The sequence below is a fragment of the Halobiforma lacisalsi AJ5 genome, from assembly GCF_000226975.2.
Classification (GTDB): domain Archaea; phylum Halobacteriota; class Halobacteria; order Halobacteriales; family Natrialbaceae; genus Natronobacterium; species Natronobacterium lacisalsi.
On record NZ_CP019285.1, the window covers coordinates 2,526,941 to 2,551,104 of the forward strand.

The following is a 24,164-nucleotide window of genomic DNA, read 5'->3' on the forward strand; positions in this document are numbered from 1 at the left end:
AGGGATACCGCTTTGGGTGCTTCGTTCGAATGCCCGGTATGGATCGGACGGACGACCTGGGCGCGTTGCTCTCGGAGACGGGGCCGAACGCCGTCGCCGGCTGGCTCCTCACGGGCGTGTTGTTACTGACGGCGGCCCTGACCGCTCTCGAGGGTGCGTTCGACTGGACGGTCATCGCGACGGCGGTCGTTGCCATCGTCCTGTTACCCGGGATCGCGTTTCGCGATCTGCGAGTCATGCCGCCGTGGGAACTCGTCGCGATCGTCGCCGTGCCGATCCTCTGGCAGGCCCTGCTCGGCCGGGCGTTCGCGACCGATCTGCCGATCTATCTCGCGGTCGCCGCGCTGGCGCTTTTGATCGCCGCCGAACTCCACCAGTTTACGGCCGTTCGAATGAACCGGACGTTCGCCGTCGTCTTCGTGGTCGTGACGACGCTCGCCGTCGCCGGGCTCTGGAACGTGTTCCGGTGGCTGGCCGATACGGTTCTGGGGACGGCCTTCCTCCTCGACGGCCGCTCCGCGACGGCGATCAACGCGGCAGTCATGCTCGAGTTCGTCTACGCGGGGATCGCCGGGATCGGCAGCGGCGTCCTCTTCGACCGCTACTTCCGCTCGCACAACGGCGGGCCGACCGACCGCACGTACGTGCCGCCCCGACCCCGGACCGAGGTCGAGGAGGAGGAAGAGGGCAAACCGGCCGACGACACCGAGACGTCGACGCTCAGGGACCGGCTCGGGCTTTCGAGCCGCGGTCAGCGACGGGCGAGCAGAGCCATGCAGGCCGTGCTCGTGGGCGTCCTGCTCTGGGGGCTCTACGCTCGCGACCTCACGACGATCGCCAACGCCGCGGTCGCGCTCGCGATCACGTTCGTTCCGGCGATCCTCGAGCGGGAGTACGACCTCCCGATGGACCCGGGACTCGTGCTCTGGATCACGGCCGCTGTCTTCCTGCACGCGCTCGGCTCGGCGGGCCTGTACGACGCGGTCGGGCCGTGGGATCACCTCACCCACGCGCTGTCGGCGTCGGTCGTCGCCGCGGCCGGCTACGCCGTCTTCCGGGCCGTGCACGTCCACACCACCGACGTCTACATCCCGCCAAAACTGATGGCGACGTTCATCCTGCTGTTCGTACTCGCGGCCGGAGTGAGCTGGGAAATTCTCGAGTTCGCGGCCGACCGGAGCGCGATCCGTCTGGGACTCGACGCCGTCCTCGCCCAGTACGGGATCGACGACACCATCGTCGACCTCGTCTTCAACGCCGTCGGCGCCGTGATCGTCACGCTGTGGGGGACGGTGTACCTCACGGACGTCGCCGACTCCATCTCCGAACTGCTCGAGCACCGATACGGGACCGACTGACGAGTGCCCCGGTCGTCAGGCCGTCACGTCGTCGTCCGGCTCCGGCGTCGTCACGACGTCAGCCAGCCACGGTCACGTCCTCGCGGGCGTGCCGGTCCGGACCGATCGACCCGCGTACGCGAGGTAGCCCGCGAAGATCAGCGCCAGTACGCCGGCGACGACGTTGCTCCACAGCAGCGTCTGGCTCCCGATCTCGAACGCGAAGGGCGCGGCCGCGGTCCACAGCCCCAGGAGCGCGGCGAGGGACATGACGCCGACGCTGGTCGGGAGCGCACTGACGAGTCGGTAGTAGTTGTAGCCCGCGAACAGGAAAACCGCCGCCCCCACGATGACGTTGTTCCAGATCACTGCCTCGGTCGACTCGAAGACGAACGGCGAGACCAGTATCCAGAGGCCGACGATCGAAGCGATCCCGCTGATCCACTTCATTCCTTCGGAGTCGCGGGTCTCCATCGCTTCGGGCCGGTCGATATCCATGTCTGTCCCTTCGCTCATATACGATCGGTCGATGGGACCAGTCATAAGCAGCTATTGTTGTTTCAGAAACACTACTGTCGATTACCGTCCGCCGACCGCCGCGAGCCGAACCCGAGCGGTGTTCAGAACGCGGTTACGAACTCCGGCGGTCCGCCCAAAACCACCGGAAAGCCATCCGTTCCGACGGTAGCGGCGGTCCCCGTTGTGGTCCGACCGAACCGGAAGTAGTCCCCGATTACGGGTTCCCGACGGCGGCTGGCCGGTGCTCGAGCGACCCAGTGAGTCGCGGTCCCTACACCGCCGCGGAGCGGGGCGGCTTCTCAGCCGGTGACCCGTCCCCAAACCGTTAGCCGACCACCCGACGTACGGTGGCCCGATGGCGAGCGTCATCCTGCCGACGGTCGAGTGGACGGCGTCGTGCGAACAGCTAGCCGAGCAACTCGAGCCCGCGGACGAACTGCTGGTCGTCTGTGATAGCGAGGACGACCCGGTGGCGAGCGTCGACCTCCCCGAGGAGTCTCGACTGCTCGTCGCCGGCGAGCCGGAGGGGTGCTCGGGGAAGGCAAACGCCGTCGCGCTCGCGCTCGAGCACGCCTCCCAGGACCGGATCGTGCTGACCGACGACGACGTCGAGCGCGACGAGGAGTGGCTGGCCACCATCAAGCGCCTCGGCGAAGAGCACGGGACCGTGACGGCGATCCCGGTCTTCTACAGCGAGGACTACCCGTTCAAACTGCTCGAACCGCTCTCTATCGTCGTCGCCTCGTTCGTTGTTGATCGGATGAACTGGGTGGCCTGGGGCGGCGGCCTCACCTTCGACCGGCGTGATATCGACCTCGAGGGCTACATCGCGGACCTCCGTCGAACGGTCTCGGACGACGCCCTGCTGGCGGAGTACACCGATGACGTCGTCGCCTCGCGGGAACTCATCAGTCCGGTGAGAGTCCCGGGCGGCCCTCGAGTTACCTACGAGCGGGTCACGCGATTCGTCACGATCTTCTACCGGTTCGCGCCGCGGCGAACGCTCGCGATCCTCGGGATCTTCCTCGCCGTCGTGGCGGCCGGCCTCGTCGCGCCGCTGCTGGTCGCCGTGAGCGTCACGTACCTCGCGCGCGACCGGTACCGCGCGCTCGACGTCGAGCGGAAGACGTGGCCGTTCGCAGTGCCGTCCTTGATCCTTGCACCGCTTTTCGGTATCGCCGGGATCGTTCGCCCGACGTTCGTCTGGGGCGGTCGGCGCTACCGCTGGTCGGACACGTTCGACGTGACCGTTGTCGAAAACGAAACCGAGTAGGCGTTCCGCCGCCGGTTCGGATCCGGCGGACGGAAGCCGGCGAACGGCGAACTCACCCACCCGCCCCGTCCTCGAGACCCTTACTCCTCGAGTAGCCAGCCGAACCGCTTCTCCCAGTACTCCTCGCCCGGCGGCTTCTTCGTGCGACCGTAGGTCTTCTCGTCGCGGATCTGCCGCTCGAGGACGTCCTGGGCTTCGTTGAGCGCGTGTTTGGCTCCGAACCCTTCGCCCGAGGCGACGTACAGCCCCCGGTCGGTGTGGAGACGGACGCGTGCGAGCAGGAGTGGCCGACCCCGGCGTTTCTCGTCGTGTTCGTGCAGGTGGACCTTCGCGTCCAGGACGTTCATCTCACCGTCCCGGTCGTCGAACGTCTCGACGGTCTCGACGATCTCGTCGTAGGTCAGGTCGTCGATCAGGTCCGTGCCGTACACCTGTACGGCCCGGTTGCCGCCGGCCTCCCAGGTGAGCGAGTCGAGCACGTCGGTCTTGGTCACGATCCCGGACGGCGACCCGTCGGGGTCGTCGGGATCGGTCACCACGAGCGACGAGGCGCCGATCTCGAACATCTCGTCGACAGCCGTATCGAGGGTCTCGGACGGCCCAACCGTCCGGACCGGCGACGCCATCACGTCCTGGACCGGGAGATCGAGCATCCGCTCGAGTTCGCCTTCCCGCGCGCCGTACCCGCCGCGGCGCGTCCGGCCCATGCTCGAGGAAATCTCCCCGCCGAAGGGGTCGACACCGCCGGCGTCGCCGCCCTGGCTCTGGACCTCGGCGCGGACCGTCAGATCCGTCACGTCGTAGAGGCTACAGATCCCGACGGCCGACCCGTCTTCGACGACCGGCAGGTGCGTGATGCGGTTCTCACGAAAGACGTTCAGCGCCTCCCCGAGGCTCGACTCCGGATCGAGCGCGACGAGATCCGTCGAGCAGGCGTCGGCGACGGTCGCCGCGTCCAGGTAGGGGCGAACCTTCTCGAGGACGTCGTCGACGGTGACGACGCCGATCAACTCCCGGTCGTCGAAGACCGGGAGCAAGCGTGAGTCGGTGTCGATCATCAGCTGTGCCACCTTCCGGATGTCCTCGTCGGGGGCGAGCCTGGGGACGTGCCAGACCAGCGACCCGAGCTTTTCGTTCGGTTGCCGGTGCGACGTGGCGAGCTGTCGGCGCGTGACCACTCCTTCGAACTCGTCCTCTCCTCGCACCACGACACCTTTGACGTCGGTATCGGCGAAGGTGCCGACGAGCTTCGAGACGGTAGTGTCCGGGGTGAATTCGACGTACTCCTCCGAGACGATATCGGCAATATTCATGGCTGTGAGTATCGTGTCCGCGGTGCCGCGCTGTGTTCGACGATCGATGCGCGATGGTCGGCGTTCGGTGTCAGCACCCGGTAGTTCGGTCTACGGTGTGCCCTTCCGAGTGACGAGTGACGCCTCCACGTGAGCGTTCGATACCGAGTCCCAAATACCCGGGCGGTCGTTCCCGCCGGCTCGGAGTTGCCGCAACCGGAATCGGTTCACGGACGTCCGGTATCGACGCTCCGTCTCCGGCGGGTTCGGCCGATCGTGGGTCAGGGCAACAGAGCAAAGATCCGGGTCGTCGTAGCCGTCTACATGTACGAGTACGACGACGTTCTCATCGCGACCGACGGGAGCGACGTGGCCGCGGACGCCGCGGACGCGGGGATCGCCCTGGCCCGAACGCTCGAGGCGTCCGTTCGCGCCCTGTCCGTCGTCGAAGAGGGGTTCAGGAGCGGCCGTCGACGTGATCGACGCGAGGCCGCCGCGGAGGAGGTCGTGACGCGCGCGAGGGAAGCGGGTCGGAAAGCCGATGCCACCGTCCGTACCGGCCGGCCAGCCGACGAGATCCGCGAATACGCCGACTCGATCGACGCGGACCTGCTCGTCGTGGGGACACACGGCCGGACCGGGCTGCGCCAGGCACTGCTCGGTAGCGTCGCCCTCGAGGTGATCCGGGACGCCGAACGGCCGGTGATGACGGTCGGCGCGGCGTCCCGGCGCTCCGGCGGTCCCGACCTCGAGAACGCGTCCGTGGACGAGGGCGACGCCGTCGAAGGGGTCTGTCTCGCCACTGACGGCTCGATCGGATCGGCCGCGGCGACCGACCGAGCGCTCTCGCTCGCCGAGGCCTGCGATGCCCGGCTGCACGCGCTGTACGCGGTCGACGCCGACGACGATACGCTCGGAGACGAACGCCGGAGCGGACCCTCGAAGCTCCGGGACGCGTTCGAGGAACACGGGAAGCGGACGACGGCGGCCGTAGCCGATCGGGCCGGCGACCGCGGCCTCGAGACCGTCGAAGCGATCGAACGCGGCCCGCCGACGGAGGTAATCCTCGAGTACGTCGACCGGACCGACGTCGACCTGCTCGTGATGGGGACCGAGAGCAAGTCGAACGTCGAGCGCCTCGTCGTCGGCAGCGTCTCCCAGCGGGTGGTGCCGAACGCGAGCGTCCCCGTGCTGACGGCCCGAACGCTCGAGGACGAGTCGGACACGTCGTAACCGCCGTCCGGGTCGTTCGAACACGGCCCTTCACTATTACCACCCCCCACTGTTATTCGCCGTCGCGGGGAAGGGGCTAGCGATGCGAGACGCGATCGATTCGATACTACTCCCGACGGACGGCAGCGAGAACGCACTCGTGGGTGCGAAACGCGGACTCGACGTCGCGGTCGCGGCCGACGCGGAGGTACACGTACACGTCCTCTCGGTCGTCGACGGCTCCGAGTTCGACGGGATCGGGACGCTCGAGGACGGGACGGACGAAGCAGGGATCCGCGAGGCCGCCGCCTCAGAGGCCGAAACCGCCGTCGAAGCCGTCGCGCAGCGAGCGCGCGAGCGCGACGCGGGGCTCTCGGTCACGACCGCGACCGAAGAGGGCGTGCCGTACCGCGTCATCGCCGACTACGTCGCGGAGGCCGAGATCGACACCGTCGCGATGGGGACGAAAGGGCAGTCAGGCGTGCGCCGCGTCCTACTGGGCAGCGTCACCGAGAACGTCCTGCGAACCGTCGACGTGCCCGTGCTGGCCGTCCCGCCGACGGAGACAGAAACCGAGACCCCGCTGACGGCCGACACCGTCGACGACGTGTTGGTGCCGACCGACGGCAGCGAGGGGGCGATGGCCGCGGTCGACTGGGGGATCCAAACGGCGTCGACGTTCGACGCCACCGTCCACGCGCTGTACTCGGCAGACACGAGTCACGTTCCCGGCAACGTGGCCCCCGACGAGATCCTGGCCGGACTCGAGGAGACCGGACGGGAAGCCCTCGACGCGGTCCGGGACCGGGCGCGGGAGGCCGGCGTCAGCGTTCAGGGGACGGTCGCGAACGGGCCGCCAGCGCGCGTGATCCGTGACTACGCCGACGACGAAATCGACCTGATCGCCATCGGCACGCACGGGCGCTCGGGCCTCGAGCGTCACCTGCTCGGGAGCATCACGGAGTCGGTCGTCCGTTCCGTCGACGTGCCGGTGTGGTGCGTGCCGCTGGCCGCACGCGACGACGCCTGACGACTGATGATCCCCGTCCGCGGCCCGATTTCGGGGGTAACTAGCGGGCAGAGAGAGCGGACTGAACGCGGCGCCGTCGTTACTGGAACATTCCCGTCTGAACCTGCTGCTGTTTTCCTTGCTGTTCTTCGGCCATCTGCTGGTACTGCTTGGCGACCTGTTGCATCCGCTGCTGGATCTCGTCGGCCTGCTCGTCGAGCGCCGTCGTGTCGATGTCGAACTCCACGAGGGGCTCGAGAGCGTTCTCGATCACCGACTTCGCCGCCCCCGGATCGGGCAGGAACGGGTGGGAACGAACGATCAGCAACGCTGCGGGGACGTCGGCCTGGAAACACTCCCGAACCAGCGTCCCCGTGATGCCGCCGACCAGCCCCGGCTCCTCGGGGACGGTGATTCCGGCGTCGACGAGGTCGGTCCGGATCTCGTCGTTCGTCGCGACTCCAGTGACTTCGCCGAGTCGCTCCTCGGACTGGGCGGGCGCGCCAGCGAGGAAGATCGCCCGCTCGAAGTCGTCGGCCAGCTCCTCGAGGACGCACTCGGCGAGGGGTTCGAACGACTGTTGCGGGAGCGCGAGATCGCTCTCGAGGGTCATCACGGCGGGGTTCTCGCCGGCGTAGACCCGGACCAGATCCTGAACGAGGCCGTCCTCGAAGGTGACGATCGGGGGGAACGCGTCGGAGGCGACGTTCCCGTAATGCTCGAGGGCGAGTTGGTCCGTGATCTGGTCGACGGCGATCGACGCGACGAGGCCGTGTCCGGGGAGCCCCTCGATGAGCGTGGGTGACTCCGCCGATACCTGTACAACCTGCTCGAACGATGCGGACGCAGTCTGGTCAGGCATACGTGTTCCGGTACTTCGAGCCACCACATCATTGTATGCCCAGTTCGGGGTAACTGGGATACCATGTTTCACGATCGCACTGGCGAGGATGGGATCGGCGACCATCCGTCAGTGAGCGGTTCGCAGCCGCCGGGATCGGCTGCATTACGATGGGAACACAGGACACAGGACACAGGACACAGGATCTTCCGCAGTTACTCGGACGGACGACGGCGACCGTATCCAAACGAGCGATGCACAGATCCGTCCGGCACGCCAAGACACGATCACTCGAATCGTACAGAGCGCTGCAACCGAGGACGCGGTTTCGAAAGCAGCGCCGCGTCTCTTCCCCGGTGCTCGCGGACGACACGTTCCCGCCAGCGGTTCGATCCGTCAGGTCTCTAGATATCGTGCAAGGATCCCCTTCTGTCGTGTGGTCGTCCGTGCATAGACGACGTACCAGAGAACCCCGAATACGACGAACAGGACACTCAGCACGATTTCGATCGAAGCCATGAACGCAATCAGGCCGAACGAAAAGAGTGTGCCCAGAACGGGGACGAGCGGGTACAGCGGCGCTTCGAAGTCGGGATCGTATCCTTCGACGTCCGTTTCCCGGTAAACGATGAGTGCGAGGTTCAAGAGTCCGTACACGATGAGATGAAGCACGCTCCCTGCCTTTGCGAGCACCTCGATGTCACCGATGAGAACGAACGCGATGACGAAGATTCCGGTAAGCATGATCGACCGATACGGCGTCTCGAAGCGGGGATGAACTTCGTTGAGTTCTGGAACAATGATTCGATCCCGAGCCATCGCGAAGTTGATCCGGGACGATGCGAGGATCGATGCGTTCGCGCTCGAGGCCGTCGCGAGGAGGCCGGCGACCGTAAGCGCCACCAATCCGAGCGGGCCGAACAGGCGTTCGGCCGCCCTGACGACGGCGACGTCCCCGAATTCGATCACGTCCTCGTACGGGATGACCCCCATCAGGACGATCATGAGCAACACGTACAGGAGCGTCGCGAACACGAGGCTCCCGATGACGGCAACCGGGAGGTTCCGACCCGGGTTTTCGATTTCTTCGGCGGCCGTATTGATTTCGGCAAAGCCGAGGTACGACACGAAAACGAGCGCAGTGGCGGGGAACACGCCACTCCACCCGCCGGTTTCCGGCGGCGCGAACGGCCGAAGGTTCGCGGGATCGACCCGAACGGAGCCGAGGAGGGTAAAGCCACCCAGGACTGTAACGAGGACGATGACGATGGCGATCTGCACCGTTCCCGTTTCTTCGGCACCGAGATAGTTGATACTGATGAAGAACAGCCCCGCCAGCAACGCAATCACCTGCGATGGCGAGAGGACGTAGAAGCCGAGTTCGACTGCCGGAACGGGGAGTAAGATCGCCGTATAACTCCCCAGACCGATCAGATAGAACGCAACGGCGGCAGCGAGTCCGATCCAGTTCCCCCAGCCGGCAATACTCCCGAACAGCGGGCCGAGTGCGTCGTTGATATAGTAGTATGCACCACCAGCCTTCGGCATCGCCGTCCCGAGTTCGCTGATCGACAGTGCGGTAAACGCGGCGATGAACCCCGCGAGAACGAAGGAGACCGCAGCCGCTGGACCCGCGGTCGCGGCCACGGACGCCGGCAGGACGAAAATCCCGGCACAAACCATTACGCCGACGCCGATAGCGAACGCGGAGAGTAATCCGAGTTCCCGCGAGAGTTCCTCGCCGTTGCGACTCATGATCGGGTGTCGTACCGGTTCATTCCCCCTGTGTAAATAGCCCGTGTGCGATCCCGGAGTCTTGACATCGGTTCTCCTGTCTCCGGCCGCACCGTCACCGACGGACCGGTTACACATCGATCCTCGTCGGGGCGTTGCCGGGATGGTCGCTCGACGGACAGTAATACCGCCGTCGCGAGTTCGAGCCCCCTCCGGGGCCACTCCATCGGCGTCTCGAGGTGCCGAAGGAAGGTGGGTATTACGTGACCTGGGATCTGTATACTGGTCACGGATGTCGAAACAGGTCCTCGTCCCGGTCGACGGCTCTGAACAGTCGGAGCGGGCACTCGAGCACTCCCTCGAGTCGTTTCCCGACGCATCGATCTCGCTTCTCACCGTCTTTTCGAGGGGGCCACCGGAGGTCCATCTCGAGACGGCGGGGCTGGATTACGACGAATTGCGAGCGAGACGACGCGAGATGCTCGCGGAACTGGTCGCCGAGTACGAGCACGGTGGATCGATCGAAACGGCGGTGGTCGTTGGCCGGCCGGCCCGCGAGATAATCAGGTACGCCGACGACCACGATGTCGACCAGATCGTCATGGGCAGCCACGGTCGTGACGGGGCTTCTCGAGTGCTCCTCGGGAGCGTCGCCGAGACGGTCGCCCGTCGAGCACCGGTCCCGGTAACGATCGTCAGATGACCCCGTGAGGGAGTTCCAGCGTCGAGTGTCGCGAGGTCGAGCTGGCGGCTGCGGGCGACACGGCCTCAGTCCGTCGTCGGGTTCCCCCGGACCAGAGTGACCGTCCGTGGCGAGCGCCGGGCGACCCGTTCCGCGACCGACCCGGTTATCAATCGCGCCGGGAGCGAGCGTCCGTGGCTCCCCATCACGATCTGGCTGTATTCGTTCGCCACCGCGTAGTCGATGATCTCCTCGGCGGGCGTTCCGGACGCGGTCGCCGTCTCGATCGACACGCCCCGTTCGTCCGCACGCGCCGTCGCTGACGCGAGGATCTCATCGGCGCGGTCTTCGTAGTCGGTCCGAACCCCCTCGAGGTAGGTCCCCTCGACGGCCTCCGGAGACCGATCGAACGGGAGTTCGAGCACGTGAAACCCGGTGTAGGAGCCGCCGGGGAACGTCTCGAGTACGTACTCGAGTGCGGCCTCGGCCTGTTCCGAGCCGTCGACCGGGACGAGGATCTCTCCGGGGATGTCGCGCTCGCGAAGCGCCGCGGTCGACTCGGGAACGATCGTCGTCGAGACGGGGGCCCGGCGCAGGACGGCCTCGCTCACGTGGCCGAGAAACGGGCTCGTGATCGGTGATTCGCCGTGGCTCCCCAGCACGACGTGGTCGATGTTTTCGTCGGTCACGACCGTGAGTATCTCGGTGTGTGGGCGGCCGGTTCGACCCAGGGTCCGTATCTCCCGGCCGTGATCGTCCCCCCGGTCAGCCGCGCGCTCGAGGACCGCGTCCCGCTGCGCCTCGGCACGCTCCAGCGGTGATTCGGACGACCCCACCGTCGCGGTGTGATCGTGCGTGGGATCGATCACTGAGAGTGCGGTGATCGACGCGTCGGGAAACGACTCGAGGCTGTACTCCAGGCCCGCGAACCCGTGATCCGAGCCGTCGAGCGGAACGAGGACGTGTTGTGGCATGGCTATCGTCGGTGCGAGCGGTGGCTCGCCCGATCGACTCGACCTTCCATGGCGACCCGTATAAACCCGAACCACGGTCGCTCACCAGGGGTCGGCCGCTGCTCGGGTCGAGGGCCGCCGGTGTCGATCGAGAGCGGCGATGGCCGGCCGTCACCGAACGATCGTGACCGAAACGGGGGACCGACGGGCGACCGTCTCGGCGACGCTGCCGAGCAGCACCCTCGACACCCCCGATCGGCCGGTGCTTCCGATGACGACGTGATCGATGTCGTGATCGTCGATGTAGTTCCGAATGGTTCGTCCGGCGTGACCCTCGGTGAGCGCCGTTTCGATGTTCCGATCGTACTCGGCTGCGATCGCCTCGGCGTCCTCGAGAAACCCTTTCCCCTTCTCTTTGGCGTATTCGTAAGGTGTCGTCTCCGGGTCGGACGGAATACGAGTGACCTGTACCACGTGGAGGACGTGGACCTCGGCGTCGGGAAACAACTCGAACGCCGATTCCAGTGCTCGCTCTGCTTCCGCCGAGCCGTCGACCGGGACCAGTACCCGAGTCATACCCTCTCCACGCGACGGATCGGCAAGTTCGTTTGCCCACACGATCGAGAGTTGATAGGTCCGACGTTCGGCGCTCGGACTGCCGCCCTCGTTCGGCGTGCAGTATCGTACCTGGCGTGACGTGGAAGTCGTTCCGCGGGTCGTGTCCCGCCGGATCGTGTTCGACTCGAGCGACGGCATCGATTCTTTGCCCCGGATTCCATCGAGGCCAGGCGACCGGCGGCGGTGTGCCGGAACTCATACGGGTTACTGTCCGTCAGTTCCGGCGTACCCGCGACTCGGCGGCGGTTGCGCCGCGAAATCGGGACAGGGATCCGTATCAGTACCGGTCGTAGTACCGATCCAGCATGTGCTCGAGGGCGGCGAGCAACGCGCCGAAGGTCGCAAGGGCGAGGCCGATCTGCCCCCAGTGGACGAGCGCCAGCGGGACGACGTCGAAGAGCACCGCGACGGGCGTGTACAGCAAGAAGAGTTGCAACCCGAGCGCGACTGCCACGCCGATCACGAGCCACCGATTGGAGAACGGCCCGTGTCCGTATCGCCAGCGGACCGCCTGGATGCCAGCGATCTCGAAGACCACGAGGGACGTAAACACCATCGTTCGCGCGAGTTCGACGTCGGCCCGATGGATGTAGAAAAGCGGCATGATCGTCGCCGCGATGAGGGCACCGACGCCCAGGATCGAGACTGTGATCCGGTCGGTAATCACACCTTCGTCGGGCGGTCTGGGGCCCCTGTCCATGACGTCGTCGGTCGCCGGATCGACGCCCATCGAGAGCGCGGGGAGACCGTCGGTGACCACGTTGATCCAGAGGATCTGTACGGGAGTGATCACGAGTCCGAACCCGAGCAGCGAGCCGGAGAACACGAGCAACACCTCGCCGGCGTTCCAGCATAGCAGGAAGTTGACGAACTTGCGGACGTTGTCGAAGATCCGGCGGCCTCCTTTCACCGCATCCCGGATCGTCGCGAAGTTGTCGTCGAGGAGTACGACGTCGGAGGACTGTTCGGTGACGTCGGTCCCACGGATCCCCATGGCGACGCCGACGTCCGCGTTTTTTACCGCGGGCGCGTCGTTGACCCCGTCACCGGTCATCGCCACGGTGTGTCCTTTCTCCTGTAACGTCCGGAGGATCTGCGTCTTGTGTGCGGGAGAAGTGCGCGCGACGATGTCGACGTCCTCGACGATCTCGTGCAACTCGTCGTCGTCCATCCCCTCGAGGTCGGGACCCGAGACGACCCGTGCCGAACGGAGGCCGATCTCTTCCCCGACCGCGCGCGCCGTCGCGGCGTTATCGCCGGTTACCATCACCACGTCGATCCCCGCCGACAGACAGGCCGCGAGCGCGTCGGCGACCTCGGGACGCGGCGGGTCGAGCATCCCCTGCAGACCGAGAAACACCAGCCCCGACTCGAGGTCCTCGTCCGGGCCCGGGTCCTCGACCTGCGATTCCGGGACGTCGGGATCGAACGCGAACCCCATCACGCGGAACGCGTCGGCCGCGAGCGACTCGTACCGCCGTTCGATCTCCGCCCGGCGGTCGTCCGAGAGGGAAACGATCTCGCCGTCGACGAGTTCGCGGTCGCACCGATCGAGGACGACCTCCGGCGCGCCCTTGGTGTACGCGATCGAGTCGCCATCCGGCGTCCGGTGGATCGTCGTCATCCGCTTTCGGGTCGAGGTGAACCCGATCTCGCCCACGCGGGGGAAAGACTCCTCGAGTTCCCGACGGTCGAATCCGGCCTTCTGGGCGGCGACGAACAGCGCGATTTCGGTGGGGTCGCCGAGGTAGGTCCGCTCGCCGTCCTCGCCGTCCCCGCCGGTGACGTCGTCAGCGCGTTCCCGTCTCCCGATCTCGACGTCGTTACAGAGCATCCCACAGCGAAGCACTTCGCCGACGCGCTCGGTCTCGACCGGCTCGCCGTCTCGGAGCACTTCGCCGTCGGCGTCGTAGCCCGTCCCCGTCACCTCGTAGCCCTCGCGGTTGGCGACGATCCGCTGGACGGTCATCTCTTCCTCGGTAAGCGTCCCCGTCTTGTCCGTGCAGATGACGTCGACGGAGCCGAGCGCCTCGACGACCGGGAGCCGGCGAACGAGCGCGTTGCGGTCGGCCATCCGGCGAGCGCCGAGCGCGAGCGAGAGGGTGACGACTGCCGGGAGCCCCTCCGGAACGGCCGAGACGGCGATCCCCACTGCCGTGAGAAACACTTGCAACGGATCCGTGTCGCCGACGAGGAGTTCGGCGGCCGCGATCACCGCGACCGCGCCCGCGACGCCGACCGCGATGAGCTTTCCCAGCCGATCCATCTCCGCCTGGAACGGCGTCTCGCGCTCCTCGGCCTCCTCGAGCGCGGTCGCGATCCGCCCGATCTCGGTGTCGGAACCGGTCCCCACGACGACGGCCGTCCCCGACCCCCGCTCGACGACGGTGTCCTTGTAGAGGATATTCGTCCTGTCGGCCAGCGACGTCTCCGGATCGACGACCCCGGTGGTTTTCGAGACCCCGACGCTCTCGCCGGTCAGGGCGGACTCGTCGACGCGCAGGTCCGACGCTGCCACGACGCGGGCGTCCGCCGGCACGACGTCGCCGGACTCGACGAATATCACGTCGCCGGGCACCAGCCGCGTCGCGTCGACCTCCCGTTTCTCGCCGCCGCGCCGGACCAGGGCGGAGGTCGTCGACAGCTCCTGGAGCGCGCGGATGCTTTGCTCGGCCCGGTAGTCCTGGACGAAGCCGAACAGCGTGATGAAGACGACGATCGCGGCGATCACGGCCGCATCCAGCGTGTGTCCGACCCCGGTCATCACGACCGCTGCGACGATCAGCACCCAGATCAACGCCGAGGAGTACTGCTCGAGCAGGATTCCGAGCCGGGAGACCCCTTCCTCGGCTTCGATCTCGTTCGGACCCTCCCGCTCGAGGCGGTCCCGCGCCTCCGACGGCTCGAGTCCCTCCTCCGAGGTCGCCAGTGCGTCGTAGACGTCCTCGATGGGACTGGCGTGCCAGTCGCTGTCTGACTCAGGTTCCGCTCGTTCGTCGTATGCTGGTCGTGACACGTGTGTGTCGAGGGGAGTGGGTCGCGGTGTGCGTGCCGATGCTGTAGCGGGGACGATATCGACGGTACCCTCGGCCCATCCGGCGAACGGTGGTCCCGTCGCGGAACGTCGCCACCTGCCCGAACGGCCTTTCGCTCGAGATCGGGCCCGGCCGTCGACCTCCCGTCGCCGCCGAACCCGACGCTGGGTTGGTCGGAATCCGGACGATCGCGGGCCGCTCCTACGACGATGACCATCTTAATACCCCGGCGGCCCGGCCGGAACCGGCTCAGCACCAGCTCCGTGCTCCGGGACGCCCCTCTCGAATGCCGTTGCGGGGGCGAGATCAGCCGACGTGTGCCGGTATCGACCGTGGACAACCCGCGACTCGCGACCTGGACGAACCCGCGGCAAATATGGGGGTATTGTTAACACGGTGGACGTTGAGGCGACGGATGCATGTCAGAATCCATTCATCGGCTGGAACCGCTGGATCGACGCCCGCTCGCCGACCGGACCTGTCTGGTAACCGGATCCTCGCGCGGGATCGGTCGTGACATCGCACTCGAGTTCGCCCGGTGTGGGGCGGACGTGGTCGTGAACTACCGCAGTTCCGACGAGAAAGCCAGGGAGGTGACCGAGCGAATCCGGGAAAACGACGAGACGGCGATCGCGGTGGGGGCCGACGTCTCCGACCCGGACGACGTCTCCGAGATGGTCGAACGGGTCCACGAGGAAGTCGGGTCGATTGACGTCCTGGTCAACAACGCGGGGATCACGATAGACCGGAAGTTCGAGAACATGACCTACGAGGACTGGACGACGGTCATGGAGGTCAACCTGAACGGGACGTTCAACTGCACGAAGGCGTTCTACGACGACATCAAGGACGCCGACAAGGGACGGCTCATCAACATCTCGAGCGTCGTCGGCCAGCAGGGCAACTACGGGCAGGCAAACTACGCGACCTCGAAGGGCGGGCTGATCGCGTTTACCCGGACGATCGCGCTGGAACTGGCGAGACACGGGTCGACGGCCAACTGCGTTGCGCCCGGGTTCACCGAGACGGACATGCTCGAGAAGGTTCCCGACCGGATCCGGGAGCAGATCCGGGACGATATCCCGCTGAACCGGTTCGCCGATACGACGGACATCGTCGGGATGGTGCGGTTCCTCGCGACGGACTACGCCGACTACATGACGGGCCAGGTCATTGGGATCAACGGCGGGATGGAGTGGTAGCGGAAGTAGCTAGGGCGTCCCGGCCCCCTCCCCGACTGCCGTTTTCGGCACGGAACGTCCCGGAACGGACGGAAAGCCGTTCGGATAGCACTCGTCCTCTCTCCGCGGGAGTCGGGACGACGTATTATATCGGATGAGAACGTATCCACAACTATGAGCGATCGCATCCTCGTCCCGTACGATGGATCGGCGCCGTCGAAAGACGCCCTCGAGTACGCCTTCGAGAAGTTCCCGGACGCGGACGTCACCGCCCTGTACGTCGTTCCGGCACCCGAAGGCTACTGGGGCGCGTTCGACGAGTCCACGGAGGTAACCCCCGACGACGAGGCCCGGGACCGGGGGCAGACGATCCTCGACGAGGCCGCCCAGCGGGCCGCCGAACACGACCGCGAGCTCGAGACCGAAGTCGCGACAGGGGAACCCGACCGCGAGATCGTCGCGTTCGCGGAAGACCACGGGGTCGACACGATCGTCATCGGGAGTCACGGCCGCGAGGGCGTCTCGCGGGTCCTGCTGGGCAGCGTCGCCGAGACGGTCGTCCGACGCTCGCCGATCCCGGTCGCGGTCGTCCGGTGACGCCGGCGCGAGATCGGTCGGAACCTGACGAACTCGACCTCGACTTCGACCTCGAGCGGATCGACTCGATCCTCGTCCCGACCGACGGCAGCCCGGCCGCGGGCGAGGCACTCGAGCGAGCGATCCTGATAGCCGACGCGGCCGATGACGATGGCCCTGACCGGCCCATCGTCCACGTCCTCTCGGTCGTCGACGCGACGAGCGACCCGCTTCGGTTCGGCGCCGCCGAGGTCGCGGACCTCGAGCGCGCGAAGTGGCGACTGGTCGAGGACGTCGTCGCCACGGTCGACAGCCGCGACTGCGAAGTCCGTCCCGCGGTTCGGCGAGGCCGGCCCGCCTCGACGATCCTCTCGTACGCCGCGGACAACGACGTCGACCTGCTCGTCGTCGGGCGAACCGGGCGTGGGAATATAGAGCGGACGCTGCTGGGGAGCGTCACCGACCGCCTGCTTCGGCGGTCGCCGATCCCCGTGCTCGTCGTGCCCGCGCCGTCTTAGCGGCGGGGGGCGGGCGTAGGTTTACAACCGTTCCTCGCATTGGGTTCGATCACCACTCCGATACCGATGTCACGATCGACTTCGATTCTGGTCCCCCACGACGGGTCCGGGCACGCACAGTCGGCGCTGGAGTACGCTCTCGAGACCTTTCCGGACGGACGGATCGTCCTCTTTCACGCGATCGACCCGTTCGAGCGGACCGACGACGAGGACGAAGACGAAGACGAGGACGAGGACGGGGATGGACTGACCCCGCTGACCGAAGCCTGGCACGAGAACAAGCGGGAAGCGGCGTCAGAACTCTTCGCGGAGGCCCTCGAGGCCGTCGACGTCGACCCCGACGACGCCGAAATCGAGACGGCCACCGCGGTCGGCTCCCCGCCACAGACGATCGTCGGCTACGTCGAGGACGCCGAGATCGATCAGGTCGTGATGGGGAGCCGCGGTAGAAGCACCCGGGGGACCGCGACGGACCTGCGTCTCGGCAGTACCGCGGAGGTCGTCGTCAGGCGGGTCGAGATTCCGGTCACAGTCGTGCGGTAAGCGACGCGACGGGGTCGCCCGTTCCCACCGAGCTGTCTCGAGGCCGTGTACCGTCCGGCCGCCGGAAACGGCGGTCAGATCGCCTCCACGTCTCGAACGACGGTGACGGACACGGGCGCGCGTCGGACGACGACCTCGGCGACGCTGCCCAGCAGCAGCCGCGTCGGCCCGGTACGCCCGTGACTGCCGATCACGACGTGGTCGACGTCGTTCTCCTCGGCGTAGTCGACGATCTCGCGGGTGGGTTCGCCGGTGGTGCTTTCGGTCGTCACCTCGGCGTCGTATTCGGCCGCTATCTCCCTTACCTCTTCGAAGACCGATTCCTCCTCTTCGTGGGCCCGTTCGTACCACTCGTCAGAGCCCCGTGGCGGCTCGGTTCTGACGTCGACAGGCGTCGGCGTGCTGTATCCGGGTTCGGACGGGTCCAGTACGTGGAGTGCGACTACGGTAGCATCCTCGAACTCCTCGAGGGAGTGTTCGAGGGCCTGCCTGGACAACGGCGAGCCATCGACTGGGACGAGTATCTTCCGGGACATCGGGGACCCGTACCTCGCGGAGGGGCAAAATACTATGCGGGGGCGGGCGACAGCGGCCTCGAGTCGATCTTATCGGACGACGGTGACCGGGACGGGGGCGCGCCGGACGACCTGTTCGGCGACGCTGCCCAGCAGGATCCGCGACGCGCCCTTGCGGCCGTGGCTCCCGATCACGACGGCGTCGACCCCGTGGTCTTCCGCGTACTCGACGATTTCTCGGGCCGGGCGGCCGACGACGGTCTCCCTGGTGACGTCGTCAGGGTCGTGGCCGGCCTCGGCCGCGATCTCGACGGCCTCGTCGAACAGTCGCTCGGCGGCCTCGCACCTCGCCTCGATCAGCGCATCGTACGCGTAGAGAGATTCTTCGCCGTACATCGCCGTGGTGAGATCGACGACGTGTAGCAGGTAAAGATCGGTGTCGTCGACCGGGTGCGATTCGACCGCGTGGGCGACCGCCTTCCGGGCGGGATCGGAATCGTCGATTGGGATCAGCACGTCCATGCCCCTCGTTCGTCGACCGCGGACAAAAAACCGTGTTGCCGGGTACCCGTGAGGTCGTGGCGACCCGTGGACGGTCCCGCGCCGCCCAACAGTTATTCGGGATATCGTTGTATTCCCCGTCATGCCCGCCGATCGACCGAACGTCGTGCTGATTACCTGCCACGATCTGGGTCGGTACCTCGGTTGTTACGGGGCTGACGTCGAAACACCCCGGATCGACGAGTTCGCCGATCGCGGTGCCCTCTTCGAGAATCACTTCGTGACGGCCCCGCAGTGTTCGCCCAGCCGCGGCAGTTTCATGACCGGCCGCCATCCCCACGTCAACGGCCTGATGGGGCTGGCCCACGGCGACTGGGAACTCGACGACGGCGAACGGATCCTCCCACACTACCTCGACGACCTCGGCTACGAGACCCACCTGTTCGGGCTCCAGCACATCACCCAGGACACCGACCGCCTCGAGTACGAGTACGTCCACTCGGAGGGGAACCTCTACCCGGGTGTCTCGCCGGATGTCCACGAGGCCAACCGGGCGCGAAACGTCGCCTCGGTGGTCTCCGGCTTCCTCGAGAAAGCCGCGTTCGACGCGCCCTTCTTCGCCGCCGTCGGCTTCTTCGAACTCCATCGCGTCGAGGAGGAGAACGGCCGGTTCGGCTTCGACAGCGACTACTACGAGACGGACGACCCCGACGAGGTTCGACCCCTGACCTATCTCCCCGATCGGCGCGGCGTCCGGCAGGACCTGGCGGAGATGCACGGTATGGTCCGGGCCGTCGACGACGCCGTCGGCTCGATCCTCGATGCGCTGGCCGAGACCGGTCTCGAGGAGGAAACCCTGGTCGTCTTTACGACGGAACACGGGATCGCCTTCCCGCGGGCGAAGGGCAGTTGCTACGATCCGGGGATCGAGGCGGCGCTATTGCTCCGGTATCCCGGCGTGGCGGACGACGGGACGCGGTACGACGAACTGGTGAGCAACGTCGACGTGTTACCGACGCTGCTCGAGCTCGTCGCGTGGGACGGCGGTGACGGCGGTAACGACGGAGGCGGGGACGGGAACGGGAACGGGGACGAGAAAAGGGACGGCACCGTCGTGGACGACCTCGAGCGCCCCGACGGGCTGAACGGGCGAAGCTTCCTGTCGCTGCTGACCGGTGACGAGTACGAGCCCCGCGAACGGGTGTTCGCCGGGATGACCTGGCACGACATGTACAACCCGGTCCGAGCGATCCGGACGGAGCAGTACAAGTACATTCGGAGCTTCTGGCACCTCCCGGAAGTGTACCTCACCAAGGACGTCTTCGCGAGCGAAGCCGGCCGGGCCGTCCGGGAGAGCGACGCCGTCCCGCCACGTCCGTACGAGGAACTGTACGACCTCGAGGAGAGCCCTCAGGAGAACGAGAACGTCGTCTTCGAACCCCGGTACCAGGACGTCCGCGAGGACCTCGCCCGCCAGCTCCACGAGTGGATGGCGGCGACTGACGACCCATTACTCGACGGGCCTGTCGTCCCCGGGGATTACGGGGCGATCACGACGTGGCCCTACGAGTCGTAGCCGACGCGAGTCGTAGCCGACGCGGTCAGACCATCGCGTCGTCGCGTACGTCCGGGTTCCGGCGCACGTAGTCGACCAGCCGGTCCGCGTAGGATTCGAAGGGCGGCACCTCGATCCCGCTGCCCGCGAGCGCCCGACGGGTCGCCGGGCAGGCGTACCGCGTCGGGTGGTCGAGGTAGTCGAGGGTCGCCGGCTCGAGGTCGACATCGAGCCAGGCCTCGAGACGTTCGGTCACCGCCCGCGCGAGTGACTTCGTCGTCGGCACGCCGACGGTACGGTGACCGGCCGCGTCGGCGAGCACGTCCACGAACCGCGAGACGGGAAGCGGCGCGGGGTCACACAGCTGATAGACCTCGCCGACGGACTCTTCGCGGTCGCTGAGAGAGGCAATGGCGTCGACGACGAAGTCGCGGGGGACGACGTTGAGTTCGGCCCCGTCCGCGCCCGGCGGCGCGAACGTCACCGAGAGCCAGGACGGCTGAGCCAGCAGCAGCCGTAGCAGGTAGTATGGGCCGTCGTACTTGTCGGTCTCGCCGGTCCGGCTGTCCCCGACGACGATCGCGGGGCGGTAGATCGTTGCGGGGAGTCCGTCGGCCATCCGCTCCTGGACCGCCACCTCCGCGCGGTACTTGGTCTCCTCGTAGTGGTTGTTGAACGACTGGCCCTCCCGCAGGTGGTCCTCGGTGAAGACGCCGTCGTAGCGACCGCTGACGTAGCAGGTGCTCACGTAGTGGAGGCGAGCGCCGCGTTCCTCGACGAACTCGAGGACGTGTTCGGTCCCCCCGACGTTGACCGCCTCCGCCAGGTCGCGGTCGACCCCGAGGTCGTAGACGGCCGCGAGGTGGTAGACCTCGCCGACGTCGTCGAGCGCCGCCGCGTCGTCCAGTCCCAGGTCCGGCTCGGTGATATCGCCCTCGAGCAGGCGAACGTCCTCGTCGTCGACGCCCGCGAGCCCATCGGTGATCTCCCGCGCCCGACGGCGCGCGGTCTCGAGGTATCGGGGCTGGACCAGGCAGGCGACCGGCCCGTCCCCGCGGGCTAACAGCCGCTCGAGCAGGGCCGACCCCAGGAAGCCGGGGAAGCCGGTGAGAAACACCTCGGTGTCGGCGGCGTCGGTCACGGTCACGGCACCCACCTCGTCAGCCGCCGCCGGACCGTTGTCAGTCCGGACATGATCCGGGCGAACCAGCCGGGATCGATCCCCGGCGGCGCGTCGAGCGGGCCGATCCGCGAGGTCGCGATCGTTCGGGCGTCGACGTAGCGGCGGAGGCCTTCGGGGCCGTGCCGCCGGCCGAGCCCTGAGTCGCCGAACCCGCCCATCGGGGCGTCGACGGCTGCCCAGCCGACCGTGTACGGGTCGTTGACGCAGACGGTGCCGCAGTCTATCCGGCGGGCGACCGCCCGGCCGCGATCGCGGTCCTGCGTCCAGACGCTGGCATTGAGTCCGTACGACGTGTCGTTGGCCCGCTCGACCGCCTCGTCGACGTCCGCGACGGGGACGACCGAGACGACGGGGCCGAACGTCTCCTCGCAGGCGACCCGCGAGTCGGGGTCGACGTCGGTCAGGATCGTCGGCTCGTAGCAGAAGGGCCCGACGTCGGGCCGAGCGCGGCCGCCCGAGAGCAGCGCGGCGCCGTCGTCGACCGCGTCCTCGACGTGTTCGCGGACCTGCTCGAGGTGGTCCCCGTCGATCAGCGAGCCGACGTCCGGGCCGTACTCGAACGCGAGCCCGACCGAGAGCGACCGGGTCGCACCGACGAAGGCGTCGAGAAACTCGTCGTACCGCCGTTCGTCGACGTAGATCCGCTCGGGGGCCAGACAGAGCTGGCCCGCATTTGTGAACGCCCCCTTGACCGCGCCGCGGGCCGCCGTCTCGACGTCGGCGTCCTCGAGGACGAGCATCGGGTTCTTCCCGCCGAGTTCGAGGGAACAGTCGATCAGGTTCCGGCCGGCCCGCTCGGCGACCGCTCGGCCGGTCTCCGTACCCCCGGTGAACGCGACGTAGTCGACCTCGTCGATCAGGGCGGGCCCGGCCGTCGCCCCTTCGCCGGTGACGATCCCGAACACCCCCTCCGGGAGTCCCGCCTTCTCGAGGAGGTCGGCGAGGGCGAGCGCGATCAACGGCGTCCGTTCGTCGGGTTTGCAGACGACGGCGTTGCCGGCCAGCAGGGCGGGGATCGCGTCGGTCATCGCCAGCGTCAGCGGATAGTTCCACGGGGAGATCACGCCGACGACGCCGACCGGGTCGTACGTGACCGTCGCGTCGGCCGCGAGCGGAACCGCTCCCGAGCGCTCCTCGTCCCCGAGGACAGCGGGTCCGTTCTCGGCGTAGTACGAACACGTCAGCGGCACGTCCAGTACCTCCTCGAGTGCGTGGTGGCGCGCCTTGCCGGTCTCCAGTTGGACGACGTCGAGCAACTCCTCGCGGTACTCCCCGACGAGGTCGCCGAACCGCTCGAGGACGGCGGCCCGCTCCTCGATCGGCCTGTTCGCCCACGCCGCTTGCGCGGGCCGCGCTCGCTCGACCGCGGCGGCGACGTCCGCGGGGTCGCAGGCCGGTACGGAGGCGATCCCCTCGTCGGCGACCGGCGTCCGAACCTCGATCTCCGACCGGTCGCCGACCGTCTCGATACGTGCGGTGAGCCGGTCGAGCAGATCGGTCGTGATCCCCGTCCGCTCGAGGACCGTCGACTCCGTCGTCTGTGCCATATCCTACACGTTCACTCGCGGCTACATGAAATTTCGGTCGGACGGGCAAGCGGATGCGGAACCGCCGACTCACACCGACGCCGACACACCTCTGACGAGCGTCACCGTTCGCGGCGAGCGGCGGGCGACCCGTTCGGCTACCGAACCCACGAGCAACCGCGCCGCGAGCGAGCGGCCGTGACTCCCCATGACGATCTGGTCGAACTCGTTGGCCTCGGCGTAGTCGACGATCGCTGCCGCCGGCTTCTCGTCGGCCGTCGCCGTCTCGAGGGTCGCCCCGTACTCGTCGGCCAGGTCGGTCGCCGCCTCGAGGAGTTCGTCAGCGCGGTGCTCGTGGGCCGACAGGATCTTCTCGAGGTACGTCCCCTCGGCGCTCGCTCTCGAGCGATCGACCGGCAGCGCCAGGGCGTGGAAGGCGGTATGGCGCGCTTCCGGGAAGGTCGCGAGCGCGTACTCGAGGGCTGCCGTCGACTGTTCGGAGCCGTCGACCGGGACCAACACCTTGCCGGGGAACTGGCGCTCGCGGATCGCATCGGTCGACTCCGGAACGACCGTCGTCGTGACCGGGGCGCGTCGGACCACGGCCTCGCTGACGCGTCCGAGGAACGGTTGGTCGATCGGCGACGCCCCGTGACTGCCCAGGACGACGTGATCGACGCCGCGGTCGTCATCGTCACCGGCCGTGACCGAGAGGATCTCGGCGTGCGGTCGCCCCTCCCGTTGCTCCATCCGGAACTCGCCGTCGTGTTCGGACTCGTCCGCGCGGTCGGCCGCGCGCTCGAGGACGCCCCCGTCCTCCCGACCATCGGGGGGTTCGGCCGGCGATGAATCACCGATGCCCGTCCCGGGGTCGTGACGCGGGTCGTCGACGTGAAGGGCAGTGATCGATGCGTCCGGAAACGAGGTGAGCGCGTACTCGAGGGCGGCGAATCCCCGATCCGAACCGTCGACGGGCACGAGAACGTGGTATGACATGGTACTGCTCTCGTGGAACGTTTCGAGGTTCGTCGCCGACCGGAATAAAGGTGCGCGGCGGTCGGGGGAGCGGGCCGTGCCAGTTCTCGAGGGATGGACGGTTCGGGAGACGGTTTATCGACTCTATATCAGATCTAGCTATATGGTGGTTTCCGTATGGAAATACCTCGAAAAGCGAGACGGAAAACGACTCGAGTTAATATCCGGTAAAACAGGCATTCGTGGTGTTTTTCACCGAGGTAACTGAGATTATCGATTCGACCGTATCTGATCAAAATGCCAGGTAGCTGTTATTCACTAGTCGTATTAAATTCGATGTCAAACTATTTCTTCGTCAGCGCCGCCCGGTAGTAGTAAGCGTCGTGTGGCCACCGGACCCTCGCGACGCTCCAACCGGTTTCGGTCGTCGTCCCGGAGGCGGGACGGGCCGAACAGTCGGAACGTCGGTACCGTCCGGCGGCCGATCGAAGGCATCGACCGTCGGCGATGTTGGGCCATAACACAATTGAGAACTGAAGTAAGGTTTCTCATCGTACGACAGACGATTCGCTCTCCAGGCAGGTGG

The 24,164-nt window shown here is 67.0% G+C and carries 22 protein-coding genes; 10 read left to right on the top strand and 12 right to left on the bottom strand.

What is annotated here, in order from left to right; translation table 11 throughout:
• Positions 1-38: 38 nt before the first annotated feature.
• On the top strand, positions 39-1,358 hold the full coding sequence (locus CHINAEXTREME_RS12180) for a hypothetical protein (protein ID WP_007141615.1): 1,320 nt from the start codon (positions 39-41) through the stop codon (positions 1,356-1,358).
• A 72-nt stretch (positions 1,359-1,430) separates the two neighbouring features.
• Here the strand turns inward: CHINAEXTREME_RS12180 and CHINAEXTREME_RS12185 are convergent, their stop codons facing one another.
• The gene (locus tag CHINAEXTREME_RS12185; protein WP_007141616.1) at positions 1,431-1,853 is read right to left on the bottom strand and encodes an SPW repeat protein; all 423 of its coding nucleotides are present in this window, start codon (positions 1,851-1,853) and stop codon (positions 1,431-1,433) included.
• A 358-nt stretch (positions 1,854-2,211) separates the two neighbouring features.
• Here CHINAEXTREME_RS12185 and CHINAEXTREME_RS12190 point away from each other — a divergent pair, with 358 nt between their 5' ends.
• The gene (locus CHINAEXTREME_RS12190; protein ID WP_007141617.1) at positions 2,212-3,129 is read left to right on the top strand and encodes a glycosyltransferase; all 918 of its coding nucleotides are present in this window, start codon (positions 2,212-2,214) and stop codon (positions 3,127-3,129) included.
• Between the two features lie 80 nt (positions 3,130-3,209).
• Here CHINAEXTREME_RS12190 and CHINAEXTREME_RS12195 read toward each other — a convergent pair whose 3' ends face one another.
• Positions 3,210-4,442 carry a CBS domain-containing protein gene (locus CHINAEXTREME_RS12195; RefSeq protein ID WP_007141618.1) on the bottom strand — a complete coding sequence of 411 codons (1,233 nt, stop codon included), beginning with the start codon at positions 4,440-4,442 and terminating at the stop codon, positions 3,210-3,212.
• 303 nt (positions 4,443-4,745) lie between these two features.
• Between CHINAEXTREME_RS12195 and CHINAEXTREME_RS12200 the strand changes: the two genes are divergently transcribed.
• Both CHINAEXTREME_RS12200 and CHINAEXTREME_RS12205 read left to right on the top strand, forming a co-directional pair.
• Complete coding sequence (locus CHINAEXTREME_RS12200) at positions 4,746-5,654, top strand: universal stress protein (RefSeq protein WP_007141619.1); 909 nt, start codon at positions 4,746-4,748, stop codon at positions 5,652-5,654.
• An 82-nt stretch (positions 5,655-5,736) separates the two neighbouring features.
• Positions 5,737-6,663: a universal stress protein gene (locus CHINAEXTREME_RS12205; RefSeq protein WP_007141620.1), complete on the top strand. Its 927-nt coding sequence runs from the start codon at positions 5,737-5,739 to the stop codon at positions 6,661-6,663.
• Positions 6,664-6,742: 79 nt separating this feature from the next.
• Here CHINAEXTREME_RS12205 and CHINAEXTREME_RS12210 read toward each other — a convergent pair whose 3' ends face one another.
• Positions 6,743-7,504, bottom strand: a complete 762-nt coding sequence (locus tag CHINAEXTREME_RS12210; protein WP_007141621.1) for a proteasome assembly chaperone family protein — start codon at positions 7,502-7,504, stop codon at positions 6,743-6,745.
• Positions 7,505-7,879: 375 nt separating this feature from the next.
• On the bottom strand, positions 7,880-9,238 hold the full coding sequence (locus tag CHINAEXTREME_RS12215) for an APC family permease (protein WP_007141622.1): 1,359 nt from the start codon (positions 9,236-9,238) through the stop codon (positions 7,880-7,882).
• 271 nt (positions 9,239-9,509) lie between these two features.
• On the opposite strand from CHINAEXTREME_RS12215, the gene CHINAEXTREME_RS12220 reads away from it, so the two are divergent.
• Entirely contained in the window at positions 9,510-9,920 is a 411-nt protein-coding gene (locus CHINAEXTREME_RS12220) for a universal stress protein (RefSeq protein WP_007141623.1), read from the top strand.
• A 65-nt stretch (positions 9,921-9,985) separates the two neighbouring features.
• Here CHINAEXTREME_RS12220 and CHINAEXTREME_RS12225 read toward each other — a convergent pair whose 3' ends face one another.
• The 3 genes from CHINAEXTREME_RS12225 to CHINAEXTREME_RS12235 all read right to left on the bottom strand — a co-directional run bounded on the left by CHINAEXTREME_RS12225 (position 9,986) and on the right by CHINAEXTREME_RS12235 (position 14,486).
• Positions 9,986-10,873 carry a universal stress protein gene (locus CHINAEXTREME_RS12225; protein ID WP_007141624.1) on the bottom strand — a complete coding sequence of 296 codons (888 nt, stop codon included), beginning with the start codon at positions 10,871-10,873 and terminating at the stop codon, positions 9,986-9,988.
• Positions 10,874-11,023: 150 nt separating this feature from the next.
• Positions 11,024-11,428: a universal stress protein gene (locus CHINAEXTREME_RS12230; protein WP_029601632.1), complete on the bottom strand. Its 405-nt coding sequence runs from the start codon at positions 11,426-11,428 to the stop codon at positions 11,024-11,026.
• Between the two features lie 319 nt (positions 11,429-11,747).
• The gene (locus CHINAEXTREME_RS12235) at positions 11,748-14,486 is read right to left on the bottom strand and encodes a cation-translocating P-type ATPase (protein WP_010546738.1); all 2,739 of its coding nucleotides are present in this window, start codon (positions 14,484-14,486) and stop codon (positions 11,748-11,750) included.
• A gap of 438 nt (positions 14,487-14,924) precedes the next feature.
• On the opposite strand from CHINAEXTREME_RS12235, the gene CHINAEXTREME_RS12240 reads away from it, so the two are divergent.
• From CHINAEXTREME_RS12240 to CHINAEXTREME_RS12255, 4 genes are all read left to right on the top strand, one after another.
• Positions 14,925-15,707 (top strand): beta-ketoacyl-ACP reductase, encoded by a 783-nt coding sequence (locus tag CHINAEXTREME_RS12240; protein ID WP_007141628.1) that lies wholly within the window; start codon positions 14,925-14,927, stop codon positions 15,705-15,707.
• Positions 15,708-15,860: 153 nt separating this feature from the next.
• Positions 15,861-16,283, top strand: a complete 423-nt coding sequence (locus tag CHINAEXTREME_RS12245; RefSeq protein ID WP_007141629.1) for a universal stress protein — start codon at positions 15,861-15,863, stop codon at positions 16,281-16,283.
• Entirely contained in the window at positions 16,280-16,780 is a 501-nt protein-coding gene (locus CHINAEXTREME_RS12250; RefSeq protein ID WP_007141630.1) for a universal stress protein, read from the top strand. Before CHINAEXTREME_RS12245 ends, CHINAEXTREME_RS12250 begins: the two co-directional genes overlap by 4 nt.
• A 66-nt stretch (positions 16,781-16,846) precedes the next feature.
• Positions 16,847-17,323 (top strand): universal stress protein, encoded by a 477-nt coding sequence (locus tag CHINAEXTREME_RS12255; protein WP_007141631.1) that lies wholly within the window; start codon positions 16,847-16,849, stop codon positions 17,321-17,323.
• A gap of 74 nt (positions 17,324-17,397) precedes the next feature.
• Here CHINAEXTREME_RS12255 and CHINAEXTREME_RS12260 read toward each other — a convergent pair whose 3' ends face one another.
• Positions 17,398-17,859 (bottom strand): universal stress protein, encoded by a 462-nt coding sequence (locus tag CHINAEXTREME_RS12260; RefSeq protein ID WP_007141632.1) that lies wholly within the window; start codon positions 17,857-17,859, stop codon positions 17,398-17,400.
• Between the two features lie 69 nt (positions 17,860-17,928).
• Complete coding sequence (locus CHINAEXTREME_RS12265; protein ID WP_007141633.1) at positions 17,929-18,360, bottom strand: universal stress protein; 432 nt, start codon at positions 18,358-18,360, stop codon at positions 17,929-17,931.
• A 121-nt stretch (positions 18,361-18,481) separates the two neighbouring features.
• On the opposite strand from CHINAEXTREME_RS12265, the gene CHINAEXTREME_RS12270 reads away from it, so the two are divergent.
• Complete coding sequence (locus tag CHINAEXTREME_RS12270) at positions 18,482-19,915, top strand: sulfatase family protein (protein WP_007141634.1); 1,434 nt, start codon at positions 18,482-18,484, stop codon at positions 19,913-19,915.
• A gap of 25 nt (positions 19,916-19,940) precedes the next feature.
• Here CHINAEXTREME_RS12270 and CHINAEXTREME_RS12275 read toward each other — a convergent pair whose 3' ends face one another.
• The 3 genes from CHINAEXTREME_RS12275 to CHINAEXTREME_RS12285 form a co-directional block, all read right to left on the bottom strand.
• Positions 19,941-21,050, bottom strand: coding sequence for an SDR family oxidoreductase (locus CHINAEXTREME_RS12275; RefSeq protein WP_010546739.1), 1,110 nt, complete (start codon positions 21,048-21,050; stop codon positions 19,941-19,943).
• Complete coding sequence (locus tag CHINAEXTREME_RS12280) at positions 21,038-22,624, bottom strand: succinic semialdehyde dehydrogenase (RefSeq protein WP_007141636.1); 1,587 nt, start codon at positions 22,622-22,624, stop codon at positions 21,038-21,040. The genes CHINAEXTREME_RS12275 and CHINAEXTREME_RS12280 overlap by 13 nt, the downstream gene beginning before the upstream one ends.
• A 69-nt stretch (positions 22,625-22,693) precedes the next feature.
• Entirely contained in the window at positions 22,694-23,599 is a 906-nt protein-coding gene (locus CHINAEXTREME_RS12285) for a universal stress protein (RefSeq protein ID WP_007141637.1), read from the bottom strand.
• Positions 23,600-24,164: the final 565 nt, after the last annotated feature.

Bases quoted from the DNA above. Each gene is read 5' to 3' on its own strand.
- CHINAEXTREME_RS12215 (WP_007141622.1), bottom strand. From the start codon at position 9,238: ATGAGTCGCAACGGCGAGGAACTCTCGCGGGAACTCGGATTACTCTCC.
- CHINAEXTREME_RS12200 (WP_007141619.1), top strand. From the start codon at position 4,746: ATGTACGAGTACGACGACGTTCTCATCGCGACCGACGGGAGCGACGTG.
- CHINAEXTREME_RS12220 (WP_007141623.1), top strand. From the start codon at position 9,510: ATGTCGAAACAGGTCCTCGTCCCGGTCGACGGCTCTGAACAGTCGGAG.
- CHINAEXTREME_RS12180 (WP_007141615.1), top strand. From the start codon at position 39: ATGGATCGGACGGACGACCTGGGCGCGTTGCTCTCGGAGACGGGGCCG.
- CHINAEXTREME_RS12210 (WP_007141621.1), bottom strand. From the start codon at position 7,504: ATGCCTGACCAGACTGCGTCCGCATCGTTCGAGCAGGTTGTACAGGTA.
- CHINAEXTREME_RS12195 (WP_007141618.1), bottom strand. From the start codon at position 4,442: ATGAATATTGCCGATATCGTCTCGGAGGAGTACGTCGAATTCACCCCG.
- CHINAEXTREME_RS12225 (WP_007141624.1), bottom strand. From the start codon at position 10,873: ATGCCACAACACGTCCTCGTTCCGCTCGACGGCTCGGATCACGGGTTC.
- CHINAEXTREME_RS12265 (WP_007141633.1), bottom strand. From the start codon at position 18,360: ATGGACGTGCTGATCCCAATCGACGATTCCGATCCCGCCCGGAAGGCG.
- CHINAEXTREME_RS12285 (WP_007141637.1), bottom strand. From the start codon at position 23,599: ATGTCATACCACGTTCTCGTGCCCGTCGACGGTTCGGATCGGGGATTC.
- CHINAEXTREME_RS12190 (WP_007141617.1), top strand. From the start codon at position 2,212: ATGGCGAGCGTCATCCTGCCGACGGTCGAGTGGACGGCGTCGTGCGAA.
- CHINAEXTREME_RS12245 (WP_007141629.1), top strand. From the start codon at position 15,861: ATGAGCGATCGCATCCTCGTCCCGTACGATGGATCGGCGCCGTCGAAA.
- CHINAEXTREME_RS12230 (WP_029601632.1), bottom strand. From the start codon at position 11,428: ATGACTCGGGTACTGGTCCCGGTCGACGGCTCGGCGGAAGCAGAGCGA.
- CHINAEXTREME_RS12280 (WP_007141636.1), bottom strand. From the start codon at position 22,624: ATGGCACAGACGACGGAGTCGACGGTCCTCGAGCGGACGGGGATCACG.
- CHINAEXTREME_RS12205 (WP_007141620.1), top strand. From the start codon at position 5,737: ATGCGAGACGCGATCGATTCGATACTACTCCCGACGGACGGCAGCGAG.
- CHINAEXTREME_RS12255 (WP_007141631.1), top strand. From the start codon at position 16,847: ATGTCACGATCGACTTCGATTCTGGTCCCCCACGACGGGTCCGGGCAC.
- CHINAEXTREME_RS12270 (WP_007141634.1), top strand. From the start codon at position 18,482: ATGCCCGCCGATCGACCGAACGTCGTGCTGATTACCTGCCACGATCTG.
- CHINAEXTREME_RS12260 (WP_007141632.1), bottom strand. From the start codon at position 17,859: ATGTCCCGGAAGATACTCGTCCCAGTCGATGGCTCGCCGTTGTCCAGG.
- CHINAEXTREME_RS12185 (WP_007141616.1), bottom strand. From the start codon at position 1,853: ATGAGCGAAGGGACAGACATGGATATCGACCGGCCCGAAGCGATGGAG.
- CHINAEXTREME_RS12240 (WP_007141628.1), top strand. From the start codon at position 14,925: ATGTCAGAATCCATTCATCGGCTGGAACCGCTGGATCGACGCCCGCTC.